Below are 16041 nucleotides of genomic sequence, written 5' to 3' on the forward strand. Positions count from 1 at the left end.
GAGATTATGCCTTTCCTTAGCCGCGTCGCAAGGCGGCTTTGAGGTCGCGGCTGCGATACCGTTCACGCAGCCAGCAGTAGCCGCCGAACGCGACCAGCCACACCAAGCCGGCGATGGCGGAGCCGCGTGTATCGTCGGCGAGGAACAGCGTGGCGTACACGAACACGAAGAACACGATGGCGATGGTGTTGAGCCACTTCCACGCCGGCATCACGAAACCGTCGGCGATGAAGTCGCCGCTGCGGCGGTAACCGCGGTGCGCGATCATCGTGAGGATGTAGATGAACAGGAACACAGCCGAGCTGGCGGACGAGAACAGCACGAACGCGCTGGAAATCTGCGGGAACGCGTTAACCACCGGGGAGAGGATGATCAGGGCGGCCGAGGCGATGATCGCGCGGGCCGGCACCTTGCGCTCGGAGACGATGCCCAGCTTATTCAGAGCGGGCGAATGGGATTCGGCGGCCAGCTGGTAGAGGTGGCGGCCGGCGGAGTACAGCAGCGAGTTGAGCGCGGACGAGGCCGCGGTGATCACCACGAAGAACACGAGCGCGGACGCCCAGTTGAGGCCCGCGTACTGGAACACCATAATGAACGGCGAGGCGAAGGAGCCGTCGTCGTTCGGCTGGAACGTGGTCCACGGCACAATGCACATAATGGCCACCAGCGCGCCCACATAGAAGATGAGCACGCGCACGATGATCTCGTTGATCGCCTTGGGCAGCACCTTGCGCGGATTCTGCGTTTCGGAGACGGTGACGCCCACGAATTCAATCATCTCGTAGGCGAAGAACACCATCTGGAAGCTCATGAGGAACGCCAGCCAACCGTTCGGTGCGATGGAGAATCCGTCGATCAGATTGGAAACGCTCGCCTGCCCGGCGGGGCTCGCATGGTCCATGCCTTCGATCTGCACGGCCGGGTATTGGAAGCCGATCACCACCATGACCACGGCGGTGGCGATCATCGCGACGATCAGCGTGATTTTGATCATCGAGAACCAGAATTCCACCTCGCCGAACACCTTGACGGCGATGAGGTTGATCGAGACGAGCACCACGAGGAAGCACAGCTCGATCAGCCACTTCCATGAGCTCAGGTCGATGCCGAAGGTGTCGAAGAAGGTGACGAAATACGTGGAGACGGCGGTGATCTCGGTCATGCCGAGCAGCACCAACGCCACCCAATACGACCATCCGGCGAAATGCCCCCAGCCGTTGCCGAGGTAGCGCGTGATGAAGTTGATGAACGTATGCTGGCTCGGGTCGCGGTACATCATCTCACCGATGGCGCGCATCAGGAAGAACATGATGATGCCCACCGCGATATACACGAACACGATGCTCGGGCCGGTGAGGCTGATGGACTTGCCGGACCCCAAAAACAGGCCGGTGCCGATGGTGCCGCCGATGGCGATGAACTGCACATGGCGGTTCGTCAGGCCACGGTTCATCTCGTTGTTCTCATCCAGACTCTCGACGGAGGCGAGCTGGCCAGTGGTGTTCTTCGATGCGGTCATAAGGAGCCAACCTACCCCGCTTATGTTACGAACCGAACACGCGGCCCATCGTGCGGTACATCACACGGCCCATCGTGCGGTACATCGTGCATTCCATCGCGCGGTGGCGCCCATAGTACGGCACTTCCCATGGTGCGATGCCACAGAAACGGCGGAAAATCAGCCCACCGCACCATGTGACGCCGAAACCCTACTCCACGGATTTGAGGGAGCTGACCGGGTCGATGCGGTCGAGCACCGGATTGGTGAGCAGCTGCACTGCCAACGCAAACACCAGCGTCGTGGCGGCCGCGATCGCATAGCTCCACCAGTGCACCGACACCTCGAAGTAGATGCTCGGCATGTTGAGCACGGCGGTGAGCATGCCGCCGACCACCCGGCCGAGCGGCAGTCCCACGGCGATGCCCGCGAGGGTCAGAATCATCATCTCCTTGTTCACGTAGGTATGCACCTCGCGGTCGTAGAAGCCGAGCACCTTAAGCGTGGCCATCTCGCGCACACGTTCGGAGACGTTCGTGTTCGCCAGCGTGAACAGCACCACCAGCGCGAGGCTGCCGGCGAGCGCGACGATCAGCGCCACGACGGCCGCCATGAGTTCGAAGGTGAAGCTGCGTTCCATATCGTCGCAGCTGATGGCGGAGAGCACGGCGGTGTCGGTTTTCAGCTCGTCGGCGTAGGCGATCTTCTCGTCGGCCGTGCCGTCGAGCGTGGCGAGCATGGCGTTGAGGGTGAGCGGCGCCTGCACGTCGAAGGCCTGCCGGTACGTATCCTCGCTGATGTACACGTCGGAGCCGATGAGGTTGCGCGAGACGGCGGCGACCGTGGCTGTGCCGTGGCGCATGTCGCCGTCCACCAGAGAGATGTGGTCGCCCGCCTGGATATCGAAGGCGTTGGCCGCGGACTGGGAGACGATCACGCCGCCGTTGTCCAGCACAAGCGTTTCGCGGGTATCCGTCGCGTCCTGCAGGGTGATCATCTCGCCGAGCGCGCCCTCGCTGCCGTCCGGCACGATCATTAGCTGGACGGTTTCGCTGCCGGAGTCGGATTGCAGTTCGCCGCTTTCCACACGCAGGCTCAGCGTCTCGTCGACTTGGGAGTCGGCGGCGACGCGGGCGCGCAGCTCGTCGGCGGAATCGTCGTTGGCCACCACCATCAGGTCGTACTGGTAGATGTCTTCGTATTGCTTGGGGCCGAGGGTGTCGACGGTGTCGCTGATGGCCAGCCCGCACACGATAAGCGCGGTGCAGCCGGCCACGCCGCCGACGGTCATGATCAGGCGGCTTTTGAAGCGGAACAGGTTGCGCACGGTGACTTTGTTGAGGAATCCCAGCCGCCGCCACAACGGTTTGATGCGTTCGAGCAGCACGCGCGCGCCGGCTTTGGGAGCTTTGGGACGCATGAGTTCGGCCGGGGTATGTTTGAGTTCGCCCGCGCAGGCCACGGCGGTGGCCACAAGCACGCCCACGAGGAACAGCGCGATGCCGGCGGAACCATACAGCCAGTCGTATTCGAGGATGATGCCGGGGATCACATACATATCCTCCAACACGAGCAGCAGGAAGGAGGGGATGCCGAGGAATCCGAGCAGCAGGCCCAGCGCGCCGCCGACCAGGCAGGCGAGCGTGGCGAACAGCAGGTATCGCAGAGCGATGACGCGGCTGCCGTAGCCGAGCGCGGTGAAGGTGCCGGCCAGCGAGCGCTCCTCCTCCACCATGCGGGTCATGGTGGTCAGGCTCATCAGCACGGCGACAAGCAGGAACACGACGGGGAAGGCGTATCCGATGGATTGGATGGAGCTGACGTCGGATTCGAGCGCGCTAAATCCGCCGATCGACGAGCGGGTTTGCACATACCAGCGGGCGGAGGCGATATCGTCGATGGTCTGCTGCTGTTTGGCGAACTCGTCCTCGGCTTGCTGGCGCTGGTCGTCGAGTTCGCTTTGCGCGTCGGCGAGCTGTTTCTCGCCGTCCGCGAGCTGCTCCTCGCCGTCCTCCAACTGCTTGAGTCCCGATTCCAACTGCTGTTTGCCGGAGGCGAGCTGCGCGGCCTGCTCCTCCAATTGGGTGGCCTGCGCCTCGAGTTGTGCGGATTGCTCTTCCAAGGCGGTCGACTGTTGGTTGAGTTCGGCGGCGCCCGCCGCGGCCTCGTTCTCCTTGGCGGTTAGTTGCGCGTTCTGCTCGTCGAGTTGCGACTGCCCCTCGTTGAGTTGGTCGAGGTTTCCCACGAGTTGGTCGCGCTGCGTCTGCATCTGCTCCACGCTTTGCGCGAGTTGCTGTTTGAGATCGCCGATTCCGTTGACTGGCGGCGTGGTGGGGTCGACGGGGATGCCGAGCGCGGTGAGAATGCTCGCGATCCGTTCCCAGGTGGCTTGGTCGATATCGTCTTCGGGCAGCTGGTCCAGCACGGTGAGCGCTTGCTCGGCCAGCGGCAGCATCTGGTCGATTTGGGCGATGCCTTGGTTGACTTGGGTGAGGTTGCTGGTCAGGGTTTGTTGGGCCGCGTCCAGCTGCGCGCGGGCGGAGGCGAGCTGCTGTTGGCCGGATTCGAGTTCGGCGCGCGCCTGCGCGATCTGCTGGCGACCTTGCGAGATTTGCTGACGGCCGGACGCGATCTGCGAGCGCGCCTGCGCGATCTGGCTTTCGCCGGATGAGATCTGCGCTTGTTGGGATTCGAGTTGTTCGCGGCTTGCGGCGAGGGTGGATTTGTTCTCTTCGAGTTGGGCGCGCTGTTCGTCGATCTGGCGTTGGGCGTCATCGAGTTGGGCGAGCGCGTCTTGTTCCGCTTCGTCGAGTTGGGATTGCGCCTCGTCTACGATGCGCTGGCGGCGGTCTTTCTGCTGCTGGTCCTGCACGGTGTTTTCGATGCGGTCGACGACCTGCTCAACGGTCTCCTCGTAGGAGTCGGAGAAGGAGTCCTCGTCCGCGGCGCCCTCGACGGTCAGGCTGATGGCGGTGTAGACGTTGCCGCTCACACCGTCGCTTGAGGTGAAGAAATAATAGTCGGCGGTGGTGGGGCTACGGAACGCGGCGGTGCTGTAGCCGGTCGGGTTGGTCAGATCCTTGGGATCAAGCACCATGCCGGTGATGGTGAGTTTCGTCGGAAAGGACGGGGCCGTCTCCTCATCCTCATCGGCGTCGTCGGAGTCGGTGGCGCTGTCGGAAGCGCCGAAGTCGTCGGAGCCGGCCGCGCCGGAATCAGACGAGTCAGACGAACCGGAGCCAACCGAGTCAATAACGGATTCCTCATCATCAGTGGGGGTGACGGTGAGGGTGTCGCCGATCTCATATCCGGAGTCGACGAGGAACTTCTCCGTGACGGCCACCTCGCCCGCCTTCTCGGGCATGCGGCCTTCCTGCAGGTACGGCTGGTCGAGTCCTTTGGTGCCGATTTCGGTCATCGTCACGTTTTTGCTGGTGCCGGCGACTTTGGTGGCCACGCTTTGCGTGCGTTCGGCCTGCACGGTCTGAACGCCCTCCACCTTCTTGAGGGCGGCCACGTCGTCGTCGGTCAGACCATAGGTGGAGAGCACTTGGATATCATGCAGTCCTTGCGCGTCGTACAGTCGGTCGGCGGCGTGGAACATGTCGCGGCAGCCGGCGTAGATGCCGGTGAGTACGGCCACTCCCAGCATCGAAATCACCGCGATGGAGAGGAAGCGTTTCCAGCCGCGCAGCCAGGCGCGCACCGTGTCTTTGGCGAACGCCCCGCCGGAGACACCGCCCATACGATGTTTCACGGGGTGTTTCACGCCTTGTCTCATGTGTTTCACGCTATGTTTCACGCTCGCTGCGCGCCGGAATGCCACCGTCACCACCTACCATTCGATGTCGGCGATGGGGGTCGGCGTGGGATGCTCCTCCTGGCCCGTCACCTTGCCGGAACGGAAACGGACCACCTTATGCGCCATCGGCGCCAGCGCCGAATTGTGGGTGATGATCATCACGGTCATATTCTCGTCGCGGCAGATGTCCTGCAGCAGCTGCAGCACGTCCTTGCCGGTTTCGTAATCCAATGCGCCGGTCGGCTCGTCGCACAGCAGCAGCTTCGGCTTCTTCGCGATCGCGCGCGCGATGGACACGCGCTGCTGCTCGCCGCCCGAAAGCTGAGCGGGAAAGTTGTTGAGGCGATCGCCCAACCCCACTTTGGCCAATGTTTGGGCGGGGTCGAAATGGTCCTCGCAGATTTGCGAGGCGAGTTCCACGTTCTCAAGCGCGGTGAGGTTCGGCACCAGATTGTAGAACTGGAACACGAAGCCGATGTCGGTGCGGCGGTAGCCGATCAGGTCGCGTTTCTTCAGTTCGGTGATGTCGCGGCCGCCGACGACCACCCGGCCCGAGGTGGCGGTATCCATGCCGCCCAGAATGTTCAACGCGGTGGTTTTACCTGCGCCGGACTGCCCAAGGATCACGGTGAGCTTACCTTCGTCCGCGGTGAAGCTCGCCTCGTCGAGCGCGCGGATGACCGTGCCGCCGGAAGGATATTCCTTGATCACCCGGTCGAATTCGATGTAGGCCATCGTGCACCGCCTTCCCACCATGCCATTGCGTCTGCTACGATTCAGTAAAACAACACCGTGTCGGTTTCGCAACCAACAGTCGCTCCGCAGTTTGTCGGCCACGAAGCCGCACGCCCAGCCCGGCCACTTCCACCCCAGCCCAGCCCAGCATCTTCCCAGCCCAACACCCCCGTCAGAATGTACCGTGAAACATACCAATCCACACTGTTTCACGGGATCTCCTGAACTACCCCCGTCGGAATGTACCGTGAAACACAGCGGTTTGCGATGTTTCACGGCACATTCCGACGGAACGGCATCGAACGAAAGAGTCATCATGTCAGCGAAGACACTCACGGAAAGCCGACGCACACGGTATACCCGCCAGGCCATGCGGGACGCGCTGATGGAGCTGCTCGCCGACCGCACGCTCGCGCAGATCTCCGTCAAACAGCTCTGCGAGCGCGCCGACGTGAACCGCTCCACCTTCTACGCGCATTACGACGGCCTCGAAGACCTGCTGCACGACATCGAAGACGACACCATCGCCTGGGTGCGCGGCGCGCTCGACCAACTGCTCAGCCAGCCCGACCAGGCCGGCATCGAGCACATCATCGCACGCATCTGCCAATACATCGCCGACAACCGCAACCATCTGCAAGTGCTGATGAGCCCCAAAGCCGACCTTGGCTTCCAACAGCAGTTGCTGGGGCTCATCTACTCACGGCGTGACGTGGCGGCCCAGCTGCAGCCATACAGCGCCGATCCGGCCGAGGCCGAAATGCGCATGCGTTTCGCGGTCTCCGGATCAATCGGCCTGCTGCAATACTGGCTGTCCACCGACCTGGCCGCCCCGGCCGACACCATCGCCCGCACCATCTGCGCGATGACGTTGCCCGCCGCCTCCGACACCCCGTCGGAATGTACCGTGAAACATAGTGATCCGCGTTGCTTCACGGCACATTCCGACGCATAGCGAACGACGCGAGGCGACGCGGGATGCCCGACCGTAGAATGGCGGGAGCATTGTTCAAGAAGAAGGTGACCATGAACGAAAGCAATCCCGCCGGCGCGCAGGCGGCAAGCACAAGCACCGCGCATATCGACCACACCGAGCCGCCGGTGCCCGGCACGCTGCGCAAAAGCCTGAAGAACCGCCACATCCAGCTCATCGCGTTGGGCGGCGCCATCGGCACGGGCCTGTTCTACGGCTCCAGCGAATCGATCGCGCTGGCGGGACCGTCGATTCTGCTGGCGTATCTGGTCGGCGGCATCGCGATCTTCATGATCGTGCGCGCGCTGAGCGAGATGTCGGTCGAGGACCCGAAGGCGGGCGCGTTCAGCTATTACGCGACCCAATACTGGTCGAAGCGCGCGGGCTTCGTGTCGGGCTGGAACTACTGGTTCAATTACATTCTCGTCTCCATGGTGGAGCTGGCCGTGGTCGGCTCGTTCGTGAACTACTGGTTCCCCGCGATTCCGCAATGGGTGTCGGCGGCGGTGTTCCTCGTCATCATCACGGCCGCGAATCTGCTGGGCGTGAGCAAATTCGGCGAATTCGAATTCTGGTTCGCGATCATCAAAATCGTGGCCGTGGTCGCCATGATTCTCGGCGGCCTCGCCGTGTTGGTTTTCGCGCTGCCCACCGCCTCGGGCGTGCGCGCCTCCTTCGCCAACTGGTTCACCGCAGGCGACGGATTCCTGCCGAATGGCCTGATGTCGCGCGCGGACGACGGTTCATGGACCGGCCTGCTGATGGCGCTGGTGGTGGTGATGTTCAGCTTCGGCGGCACCGAGCTCATCGGCATCACCGCGGGCGAAACGGAGAATCCGCGCGTCACGATTCCGAAGGCCACCAACGGCATCGTCTGGCGCATTCTCGTGTTCTACATCGTCGCGCTCGGCGTGATCATGGCCGTGGTGCCGTGGAACACCATCGACGGGCAGACCAGCCCGTTTGTGCAGATCTTCGACTCGGTTGGCATCCACGCGGCCGCCGGCATCCTCAACTTCGTGTGCCTGACCGCCGTGATGAGCGTCTACAATTCCGGCCTGTACGCCAACTCGCGCATGCTGTATTCGCTGGCCCGCCAGGGCAACGCGCCCGCATTCCTCGGCAGGCTCAACAAGCGCGGCGTGCCGGTGGCGGGCGTGCTCGCTTCCGCGGCGATCACCGCCGTCGCCGTGGTGGTCGTGTTCCTGTGGCCGACGTTCGCGTTCAACTATCTCATGTCCATCGCCACCATCGCCGGCATCATCAACTGGACGATGATTATGATCACCGAAATGCGCTTCCGCACCATGGTCGCCGCGGGCCGCTCCCCCGCCGATTCCGCGCTGGCCGGCAAATCCGGGCAGGAGGCGCTGGACGCCATCCACTTCAAGCTGCCGTTCGCGCGCGTGACTCCGTGGGTGACGCTCGCGTTCCTCGCGCTGGTCGTGGTGCTGATGTGCTTCTCCGACAGCTATCGAGTCGCCGTCATCGCCGGTGTGATCTGGCTGGCCATCCTGCTGTCCGCCTACCAGCTCACGCAAGCCAAGCGCAAGTAGGAATCGCCATTCTCCGCGAATGCCGCAGCCGACCGGTGCGAACCCGGCCGACTGCGGCATTCGTCATTTTGGATGGCCGTCCACACTTGTCATTTCAAGTGAAATACCCCGTCATTCTGAGCGGAGCGCAGCGAGGCGCAAAGGTCTCAGACATAGCGCATCTGAGATGCCTCGACTCCGCTCGGCATGACGACATAGAACGGCATCGCGCGGAACGGAGCGACCTTCACCCACCACGCTCATATGCGAATTCTTATTTGACTCGCAACTTGGAAAAACGGTAATCACATCCACAAAACGGCTATTTTCCAACGATTCTTTATTTGACTGGTATTTGATTCTTATTTGACTGGCGCGTCTTGTGCGTGCCTTGACGGAGGACTTGCCATAATGGAACGCGGCGCCGGCATGCGTGCGTCACGGGAATCTTAAGGAGCGGAACAGCGATGTTCATCGAACGGTATTACGAGGACCTCAACCATCTGCACGTCGGAACCATGCCGAACCGCGCGTATTACGTGCCGGCCTCGCAGCGCATGGACACGGTCGGCGAACGCCGCGCCGATTCCGACCGCTTCACGCTGCTCAACGGCGACTGGGATTTTCGCTATTATCCGAGCATTTGGGATCTTGACGCGGAGGTCCAGCGCGCGCACCAGCGTCATGAGCCCGCGTTCTGCGACCAGGGTTTCAACGCGGATCCGGCGGCCGGCTTCGGCACGATCGCGGTGCCGAGCGTATGGCAGACGCAGGGCTTCGACGGCCATCAGTACACGAATATCAACTATCCGTTCCCGCTCGACCCGCCCTTCGTGCCGCAGGACAATCCGTGCGGCGTGTATCTGACCGACTTCGAGTGGACGCCCGATCCGGCCGCGCCGCGCGCCTTCCTCAACTTCGAAGGCGTGGATTCCTGCTGTTATGTGTGGGTGAACGGCGTGTTCGTGGGCTATACGCAGGTTTCGCACTCCACCAGCGAATTCGACGTGACCGACGTGCTGGAGCCGGGCGGCAACACGCTCGCCGTGTTGGTGCTCAAATGGTGCGACGGCAGCTATTTGGAGGATCAGGATAAGTTCCGCATGTCGGGCATCTTCCGCGATGTGTACCTGCTGGCCCGCCCTGAGCTCACGATTTGGGATTATTTCGTCCGCACTCCGATCACCTGGGCGGATGCGCCCGATGCGTCCGATGCGCCTGACCCGGTTCGCGCCGACGTGTCGGTTGAGCTTGCGTTCCTGGGAGGCGAGACGGCGGTTGCGGCGAGCCTGTTCGACTCCGACGGACGCGAGGTGGGTTCCGCTCGTTACGTGGCGGATACCTCTGGGCCCGATGCGAGCGCGGCAGACGCGGCGGAATTGACGGACGCTCCCGCACGCATGCTGTCCATCGCAATCGAAAATCCGCATCTGTGGAATGCGGAGGATCCGTATCTGTACACGCTGGTGCTGGAAACCGAGCATGAGACGATCACCTCGCTGGTCGGCGTGCGCGAGGTGGGCAAAATTCTGACAGACGGCCACGAGGTGATCACCGTGAACCGCCGTCCGATCAAACTGCATGGCGTGAACCGGCATGATTCCGATCCCGTGACCGGGCCGGTGATCAGCGAGCAGCAGATGCTGACCGACCTGACGCTGATGAAGCAGCATAACGTCAACTCGATCCGCACCAGCCATTATCCGAACGCCCCGCATTTCTACGACCTGTTCGACCGTCTCGGCTTCTTCGTGTGCGCGGAGGCGGACAACGAAAGCCACGGCACCAGCTCGGCCATCGACCCCGACATGAGCCAGTCGGCGAGCCTGAAGCGCTGGAACCGTCTCATCGCGGACAATCCCGCATGGACCCAATCCACCGTGGACCGCACGCAACGCAGCGTGGAGCGCGACAAGAACCACGCATCCATCATCATCTGGTCCATGGGCAACGAATGCGCGTACGGCTGCACGTTCGAGGCGGCGCTGGCATGGACGAAGGCCTTCGACCCGACCCGCCTGACCCACTACGAGTCGGCGCGATACATCTCCGACGCGCGACTGGACGAGGCCGGCGCCAACGCGACCGCCGATGCCGCCCTGCCCACGCCGAGCGTCCCGGAAGAGCCCACGGGCAGCGTCTCCGCGCCGACCGGCATTCTGGATGAGGGGCTGGCCCGCGCGACCTACGACTTCAGCAATCTCGACATGCATTCGCGCATGTACGCCACGGTGGAGTCCATCGACGAGTATTTCTCCGCGGAGGGCCCGCGCGGCGACGGGTCGAACGGCGACGACGGCGACAATGGCGTCAAACCGTACATCCTGTGCGAATTCTGCCATGCGATGGGCAACGGACCGGGCGATCTGGAGGATTATTTCACCCGCATCCAGCGCTACCCCGGTCTGGTGGGCGGCTTCATCTGGGAATGGTGCGACCATGCGATCGACCGCGGCACCAACGCGGCCGGCCGGCGAGAATACGCATACGGTGGCGATTCGGGCGAGTATCCGCACGACGGCAACTTCTGCATGGACGGCCTGGTCTACCCCGACCGCACGCCCCACACCGGTCTGGCGGAGTTCCGCAACGTGTACCGCCCGGCGCGAGTGGTGGATTTCGACCGTGCCAGCGCGACTGTGACGCTGCACAACTATATGGATTTCCTCACGCTGGGCGAGGCGGCGCGAGTGCTGGTCGAGCTGTATTTCGACGGCGAGCTCGACTCGTATTATCTGTTCGACGACGACGATCAGGCGCAGCTGGACGCCATCAAGCCGCACTGCGAGGGTAAGGTTTCGCTGAGCGGATTGGATATTCCGGATGACGTGACGGGCCGCATCACCGTGGTGTTGCGGTATCTCACGCCGCACGCCGTCCACGCGCATGGCGTGGAGCTGATGCCCGAACTATTCGAGCTGGGATTCGACGAGATCGCCGTGCCCACCGAGGACAACCGCAATCAGATCGCGCTGGCCACCCGCGAGCTCGCCGCCGGGCGTGCGGGCGAGTGGATGGAGGATTATCTCAGCGACGAGGCGATCGAGGCGGGTCGCGCCAGCGGCGCGCACGCCACGCCGACGGTGCGCGAATGCGGTGCCGAACTGGTGATTGAAGGCGAGGATTTCCGGTATGCGCTCGACCGCCGCACCGGCCTGTTTGCTTCGATGGTCTACCGCAACCGCGCGCTGCTGGACCGCCCGATGGAGCTGAACGTTTGGCGCGCACCGACCGACAACGACCAGTACGTCAAGGCCGAATGGATGCGCGCGCAATACGACCACGCCTACGCCCGCGCCTACGAGGTGGCGGCGGCCGCAGATGAGGGTGAGGACGCGACGGCCGAACGCGCCTCCCGCCCGGTGGTGATCAGGGCGCAGATGGCACTGGTCGCTCCGGTGGTGCAGCGCATCGCCGACATCGACGCCGTGTGGACCATCCATCCCTCCGGCGCGGTCGAGCTGAAGATGGACGTGGAGCGCGATACGGCCTTCCCGTTCCTGCCGCGTTTCGGCGTGCGTCTGTTCGTGCCGAAGCGGATGGATCAGGTGGGCTACTGCGGACTGGGACCGAACGAAAGCTACGTCGACAAGCGCCGCTCCAGCTGGCACGGCGTGTTCGAGGGGACGGTGGATTCGCTGTTCGAGCCGTATATCAAGCCGCAGGAGAACGGCAACCATCACGACTGCGATTGGGCGCGGTTGGCCGACGACGAGTGCGAGCTCACCGTGCTGGCCGGCTCCGGCACCGCGGCGGACGGCTTGGGCACTTTCGACTTCCAAGCCCTGCCGTACACGGCTGAGGAGCTGACGCGCAAGGCGCATAACGCCGAGTTGGAGCGCGCCGACTCCACCGTCGTCTGTGTGGACTACCGCCAGTCGGGCATCGGATCGAACAGCTGTGGCCCCAGACTCGCCGCGCAATACCAGCTGGACGAGCCACGCTTCACCTTCTCGGCGATGTTCCGCCCCGCCCTCGCCGAACGGTAGACGTCGACTGACGCTTTACCCGTAGAGATCCCTCGACTTCGCTCGGGATGACGATGGTCATGGCTATTCGTCATCCCGAGCGGAGCGCAGCGCAGTCGAGGGATCCCAAGTGCTCCCGACCCAAGATGTCACGGACGCATCCGCCCCAAGACGTCTCGGTCGCGCTCGGGATAACGAATAGGGGCTCCGCGGTGGCGAAGCCCCTGTGTGATTGGGTGCGCGGAGACGCGCCGTCGCTATCGACTACTGAGCGTCGAAGGCGGTGGCCTCCGGCACGGTGCCGAGGGTCTGCTCGTTGTTGGCCCACTCAGTGGACCAGCCGTCGACGAAGGCGGTCTCGACCGCGGACCATTCGCCGGTGCCCTGCGCGTATTCGACCAACGCGTTGGAGATGCCGTCCTGCCACTGCTGATCCGGCACGGTGAAGCTGCGGATCTCCGTCTTGCCGGCCTCGGCGTAGGCGCGAGCGGCCTCGGTGAGCGGGTTGTCCGGCTGCATGTCGTCGCCGAAGGTGGTGAACGGCACGGAGAAGCCCATATCCTTGGCAAGCACCTGCTGAGCTTCCTCATCGGTGACCAGCCATTCGATGAAGTCGAGCGTGGCCTGCTTGTCCAGATCGCTGGCGTTCTTGTTCACAGCCCAGCTGGCGTCGTACACGCCGGCCACACCGTTCTCCTCCTCGCCTTCGATGCCCATGAAGTACGGAAGCATGCCGAGGTCCTCATCGGCCACCTCGTTGTCCTTGATTTGGGTATAAGCCCACACGCCGTTCGGATAGAATGCCACCGAACCCAACGCGAATTCGGAGGTGCAGTCGTCGTAGGTCATCGAGCTGATCAGACCGGCCTCGGTCGGGCTGTTGTTGAGCTCAAGATCAAAGAGATCCTTGTAGTTGTCGAGGTAGGTGCCTTCGATCTCGCTGGAGAACGTGGTGTTCAGATCCTTGTACTCGTAGTAGATCGGCAGGCGGGCCATATGCGCGGTGAAGCGGTAGGTGTCGGAGGAGTCGAGGCCAGGCGTGGCGATGGCGCCGTCGAGGCCGAGGTCGTCCTTATGCTCCTGGATGCTTTCCACGACCTCCTTGAAGGTGTCGTAGTCGGTGATGTCGTCGGCGGAGTCGATCACCGCGTAGTCCTTGGCGCAGTATTCCTCGAGAATCGCCTTGTTGTAGATGATGCCGTACCATTCGGCCGCGTACGGCAGGGTGTAGGCGTTCTCGCCCACCTTGTAGGAGTAGGCCTTGCCCTCATCGGTGAGCAGGTTGTACACCTCGGTGTCCTGCAGCGGCTCCACATAGTCCTGATACTTGGCGAACTGGTCGTAGCCGGAGATGTTGAACATCGTCGGCGCGTTCGACTTGGCCAGCTCGGAGGTCATCGTGGAGTCGTAGGTGCCCGCGGTGGCCGTCTGGATGTCCACCTGCACGCCGGTTTCCTCGGTGTACGTCGCGGCGAGCTCCTCCAGCTGGTCGACGATTTCGGACTTGCTGTTCATGAAGTAGACATGCCCCTTGCTGGGATCGGCGTTACTGCTGCCGCAGCCGGCGAATCCGACGCCCATGGCAAGCGCGGCGACAACCGCGACGGCCTTCTTCAGATTGTTCATTTCTCTTCCTTACTTCCTTGTTGGATGGTGGATATTCAGTTATGTCGTGTGTGTGGGGGGTGGCGGGGCGATGAGTCAGCCCTTCACCGCCCCGCCTCCGGCCCTGCAATTATTGACCGCCTCCGGCGGGCTCAACGCTACCTTCGCCGACCCTGCCGGGCCGGCTCAGGCTGGCGCTATGGACAGGCCACCGGCCTGTCCATGTGAAGGGCATCAGCCCTTCACCGCGCCAGCCATTACCCCCTTGATAATGTGTTTTTGGCAGAGCATGTAGAAGACGATGATGGGGATGATCGCCAGGACGAGACAGGCCATCATGGCGCCCATGTCCACGGAGCCGTAACCGCCCTTCAAGTACTGGATAGCGATGCTCATGGTCTTGAAGCGGCGCAGGTCCAGCGTGAGGTAGGGCAGCAGGTAGTCGTTCCAGATCCACATGGCCTGCAGAATCGCCACCGAGATAATCGAGGGGCGCATAATCGGCACCACGATTTGGAAGAAGATGCGCGGCACACTCGCGCCGTCGATCATCGCGGACTCCTCCAGCTCGACCGGAATGCCCTTGACCACGCCGGTGAAGATGAACACCGCAAGGCCCGCGCCGAAGCCCAGGTAGACGATCCACAGACCCCAAGGGGTGTTGAGCCCCAGCATGTCGGCGAGCTTGGAGAGGGTGAACATCACCATCTGGAAGGGCACGATCATATTGAACAGGAACAGCACATACAGGGACTTGGCCGCCCAATTGTTCACGCGCACGATCCACCACGCGCACATCGAGGTGCATAGCAGAATCAGCAGCACCGAACCGACGGTGGTGACCACAGTCCATCCGAAGCTGGCGAACAGGTCGGTGGTCTCGACGCCTCGCACGTAGTTATCGAAGCCGACGAAGGCCTTGCCCGTGGGCAGGGAGAACGCGTCCTTGGAGATGTAGGCCTTCTGTTTGAAGGAGTTGATCAGAACCAGGACGATGGGGAACACCCACACAATCGAGACCAGTGAGAAGAACACGGTCCACAGGCGGGGATGCTTGACGGTTTCGCTGTTCACGCGGACACCTCCTTGCTGGTGGTGAGTTTGTTCTGAATGACTGCGATCACGGCCACCAGCACGAAGAACAGCACCGCCTTCGCCTGGCCCACGCCTTCCCAGCCCACACGGCCGTAGAAGGTGCGGTAGATGTTCAGCGCGATGCCCTCGGACGTGTTGCTCGGCGCGCCATTGGTCAGGGCGAGGTTCTGGTCGAAAAGCTTGAAGCCGTTGGTCACGGTCAGGAAGGAGCACACGGTGATGCTCGGCATCATCAACGGCACGATGATCTTGAACATGGTCTGCGATCCGGTCGCGCCGTCCACGGCCGCGGCCTCGAGCACGTCGGTGGGCAGGGACTGCAGGCCGGCGATGTAGATGATCATCATGTAGCCGATCTGCTGCCAGCACACCAAAATCACGATGCCCCAGAAGCCGTACACGCCCGAATAGGTGATCGAGCGCGACCAGTGCGCCAGCACGCCGTTGAGCAACAGCAGCCAGATGTAACCCAGGATGATGCCGCCGATGAGGTTCGGCATGAAAAACACCGAACGGAAAATCGTGGAGCCCTTGATCTTCTTGGTGAGCATGTACGCGATCGCGAACGCGGCCACATTGATCACCACCGTCGTCACAATCGTCATCAGCGTGGTGAACACCAGCGAGCGCAGGAACTCACTATCCTGCAGGGCCCGCACGTAGTTCTCCAACCCGGTGAACTCGGCGTCCGTGACCGTGGTGAAATTGCAGAAGCTCAGGTACACGCCCATCACGAACGGCACCACGAACCCGATCACGAACGCGGCGAACGTGGGCAGTGCGAACAACGCCCACCACCTACGTATCGTTTTGCCGGTCATGGTAATCAT

The 16041-nt window shown here is 62.7% G+C and carries 9 protein-coding genes; 3 read left to right on the forward strand and 6 right to left on the reverse strand.

From position 1 onward, the window contains the following. Nucleotides 1-16: 16 nt before the first annotated feature. The 3 genes from AC1AV0_RS03975 to AC1AV0_RS03985 all read right to left on the reverse strand — a co-directional run bounded on the left by AC1AV0_RS03975 (nt 17) and on the right by AC1AV0_RS03985 (nt 6035). Nucleotides 17-1519: an amino acid permease gene (locus AC1AV0_RS03975; RefSeq protein WP_476571315.1), complete on the reverse strand. Its 1503-nt coding sequence runs from the start codon at nt 1517-1519 to the stop codon at nt 17-19. A gap of 190 nt (nt 1520-1709) precedes the next feature. Further along, on the reverse strand, nt 1710-5279 hold the full coding sequence (locus AC1AV0_RS03980) for an ABC transporter permease (protein ID WP_476571317.1): 3570 nt from the start codon (nt 5277-5279) through the stop codon (nt 1710-1712). Nucleotides 5280-5333: 54 nt separating this feature from the next. After that, nucleotides 5334-6035: an ABC transporter ATP-binding protein gene (locus AC1AV0_RS03985; protein ID WP_476571319.1), complete on the reverse strand. Its 702-nt coding sequence runs from the start codon at nt 6033-6035 to the stop codon at nt 5334-5336. Nucleotides 6036-6351: 316 nt separating this feature from the next. Between AC1AV0_RS03985 and AC1AV0_RS03990 the strand changes: the two genes are divergently transcribed. The 3 genes from AC1AV0_RS03990 to AC1AV0_RS04000 all read left to right on the forward strand — a co-directional run bounded on the left by AC1AV0_RS03990 (nt 6352) and on the right by AC1AV0_RS04000 (nt 12532). Beyond that, entirely contained in the window at nt 6352-6990 is a 639-nt protein-coding gene (locus AC1AV0_RS03990) for a TetR/AcrR family transcriptional regulator (protein ID WP_476571321.1), read from the forward strand. Between the two features lie 23 nt (nt 6991-7013). Beyond that, the gene (locus AC1AV0_RS03995; RefSeq protein WP_476571323.1) at nt 7014-8564 is read left to right on the forward strand and encodes an amino acid permease; all 1551 of its coding nucleotides are present in this window, start codon (nt 7014-7016) and stop codon (nt 8562-8564) included. A 446-nt stretch (nt 8565-9010) separates the two neighbouring features. After that, nucleotides 9011-12532 carry a glycoside hydrolase family 2 TIM barrel-domain containing protein gene (locus AC1AV0_RS04000; RefSeq protein ID WP_476571325.1) on the forward strand — a complete coding sequence of 1174 codons (3522 nt, stop codon included), beginning with the start codon at nt 9011-9013 and terminating at the stop codon, nt 12530-12532. 243 nt (nt 12533-12775) lie between these two features. On the opposite strand, the gene AC1AV0_RS04005 is transcribed toward AC1AV0_RS04000, so the two are convergent. The 3 genes from AC1AV0_RS04005 to AC1AV0_RS04015 all read right to left on the reverse strand — a co-directional run bounded on the left by AC1AV0_RS04005 (nt 12776) and on the right by AC1AV0_RS04015 (nt 16041). Then, a complete protein-coding gene (locus AC1AV0_RS04005) occupies nt 12776-14137 on the reverse strand; it encodes an ABC transporter substrate-binding protein (protein ID WP_476571327.1) in 1362 nt (453 codons plus the stop codon). A gap of 213 nt (nt 14138-14350) precedes the next feature. Beyond that, on the reverse strand, nt 14351-15190 hold the full coding sequence (locus tag AC1AV0_RS04010; protein ID WP_476571329.1) for a carbohydrate ABC transporter permease: 840 nt from the start codon (nt 15188-15190) through the stop codon (nt 14351-14353). Next, nucleotides 15187-16041 (reverse strand): carbohydrate ABC transporter permease, encoded by an 855-nt coding sequence (locus tag AC1AV0_RS04015; RefSeq protein ID WP_476571331.1) that lies wholly within the window; start codon nt 16039-16041, stop codon nt 15187-15189. The genes AC1AV0_RS04010 and AC1AV0_RS04015 overlap by 4 nt, the downstream gene beginning before the upstream one ends.

The sequence above is a fragment of the Bifidobacterium sp. LH_558 genome (assembly GCF_056356295.1).

Excerpts from the sequence above, each read along its gene's own strand:
- AC1AV0_RS03975 (WP_476571315.1), bottom strand. The coding sequence starts at position 1,519 with ATGACCGCATCGAAGAACACCACTGGCCAGCTCGCCTCCGTCGAGAGT.
- AC1AV0_RS03980 (WP_476571317.1), bottom strand. The coding sequence starts at position 5,279 with ATGAGACAAGGCGTGAAACACCCCGTGAAACATCGTATGGGCGGTGTC.
- AC1AV0_RS03985 (WP_476571319.1), bottom strand. The coding sequence starts at position 6,035 with ATGGCCTACATCGAATTCGACCGGGTGATCAAGGAATATCCTTCCGGC.
- AC1AV0_RS03990 (WP_476571321.1), top strand. The coding sequence starts at position 6,352 with ATGTCAGCGAAGACACTCACGGAAAGCCGACGCACACGGTATACCCGC.
- AC1AV0_RS03995 (WP_476571323.1), top strand. The coding sequence starts at position 7,014 with ATGCCCGACCGTAGAATGGCGGGAGCATTGTTCAAGAAGAAGGTGACC.
- AC1AV0_RS04000 (WP_476571325.1), top strand. The coding sequence starts at position 9,011 with ATGTTCATCGAACGGTATTACGAGGACCTCAACCATCTGCACGTCGGA.
- AC1AV0_RS04005 (WP_476571327.1), bottom strand. The coding sequence starts at position 14,137 with ATGAACAATCTGAAGAAGGCCGTCGCGGTTGTCGCCGCGCTTGCCATG.
- AC1AV0_RS04015 (WP_476571331.1), bottom strand. The coding sequence starts at position 16,041 with ATGATTACCATGACCGGCAAAACGATACGTAGGTGGTGGGCGTTGTTC.